A 1,524-nucleotide genomic window follows, 5' to 3' on the forward strand; every position below is an offset into this window, starting at 1 on the left:
ACCCTCATCAACATCCGGCCACTCCATACCCGTCAAAACAGCAAACGCCCTACCCAACGACGAATCCGGATCCAAACGCATAAACCCACCTACCCGTCCGCTGCCGTGGAGAGCCAACGCGCACTTGGGGTGCGTCGGCTGACGCACCTGTGCGAGCTGCACCGCTAGCCCACATATGTGGAGGTCACACCACGGATTCATGGCCTTGCCCACGTTCCCTGCCGACGATGGTCGGCGACGGTGAACGTTGGTTCAGACGGCGATGAACAATCGATGTGAGTAGCTACTGATTGCCGATAAGTATGTGTCTTTCAGTAACCAGTGACCGCGTCGCTGACGTCGACCGGTAGATACGTGTTCGCCTAGGGTCGCGCAGCGAGTCAGAGGATACCTGCGCCACCCAAGTGCTACCAGACCTTGCACAGTGACAAATGGGCGTCACTGGTGTGTCGTGACCACAGTCGATAGACAGGAGCGGTACTCGCTTGCGAGCCAACTGAGCTCTTGCCTAGGGCAGTTGCTCACCTAGCTCGCTTCACGCTGTTCGGAACGATCTGGGCCGTTGCGTTTGGATCATCAGATCGCTGCTCAGGGTGTGTCGTTGAGGGGCGTGCGGTGGACGTGGATCGGGCGGTTGCACCCAGACCGTATGCCGAAAGGTGGTGACTCTTGGAGGAGGTGGTCAACGCGATGGCCTTGCCTGCCCGAGAAGTACGGTTGCGGATATGGGCTGTGACGGCATCGGGGACAGCGTCTCTACCGCGCTGGTGACCAGGCCGATACCGACATGAACCTTGACTGGGCTGTGTCGGTGGATTCCACCATCGCGTGAGCCCATCGGCGGGCTGTCGGGGCCCGGGAAAATGGGAGCTCCGGCCTCCCGCCCTCACCTATGCGATGGCCCGCCTGCGTGTCCCCCAACCACGTGGCCGGCCGCGCACCAGGCCGGACACGGTCCCGACAGACAAGGCGAATTCCTCCCGGACGATCCGCGACCACCTATGTCGGTGCGGCATCCGCACGGTGATCCCCATCCCTACGGACCAGCGCGGTCACCCACTGCGACGCAGCGGACCCCTGGCCTTCAACCGCGAGACCTACAAGCTGCGCAACACCGTCAATCGGTGCATCAACCGCCTCAGCAGTGGCGAGGCATGCCACCCGCCGCGAGAGAGTGGTCCGCCCGATGATCCGAAATGAGCCTGAATGGTACCGTATAATACTTTAATCCCAGTATATCCCCTGCATGGGCTGGGTGTTGAGGACTCACCGCGTGTGGGCGGAGACGTTCACGAGGCTGTGGGTGACGCAGTTTGCGGGTCTGTTGAAGGTGGTGCTGGAGCGGAGCAGGACCGGCACGTTGCGGGGCCAGCCGTCGTCGCTGCCGCTGGCCGAGCGGGAGCTTCTGGTCGCAATGTACTACCGCACGAACCTGACCATCCGGCCGCGGGGGGGGGGGGGGGGGGGGGGTGGGGGGGGGAGGGGGGGGGGGGGGGGGAGAGGGGGGGGGGGGAGACGTGCGCT

General features: G+C 63.6%; 2 pseudogenes. Both read left to right on the forward strand.

Going from position 1 to position 1,524, the window contains the following annotated elements:
• Positions 1 to 879: 879 nt before the first annotated feature.
• Positions 880 to 1,157 (forward strand): annotated as a pseudogene (locus ACZ5K7_RS48265) (IS5/IS1182 family transposase); the annotation flags it as partial.
• Positions 1,158 to 1,246: 89 nt separating this feature from the next.
• Positions 1,247 to 1,453, forward strand: a pseudogene (locus ACZ5K7_RS48270) (IS5/IS1182 family transposase); the annotation flags it as partial.
• Positions 1,454 to 1,524 lie beyond the last annotated feature (71 nt).

The sequence above is a fragment of the Streptomyces sp. NPDC031497 genome (assembly GCF_055580905.1).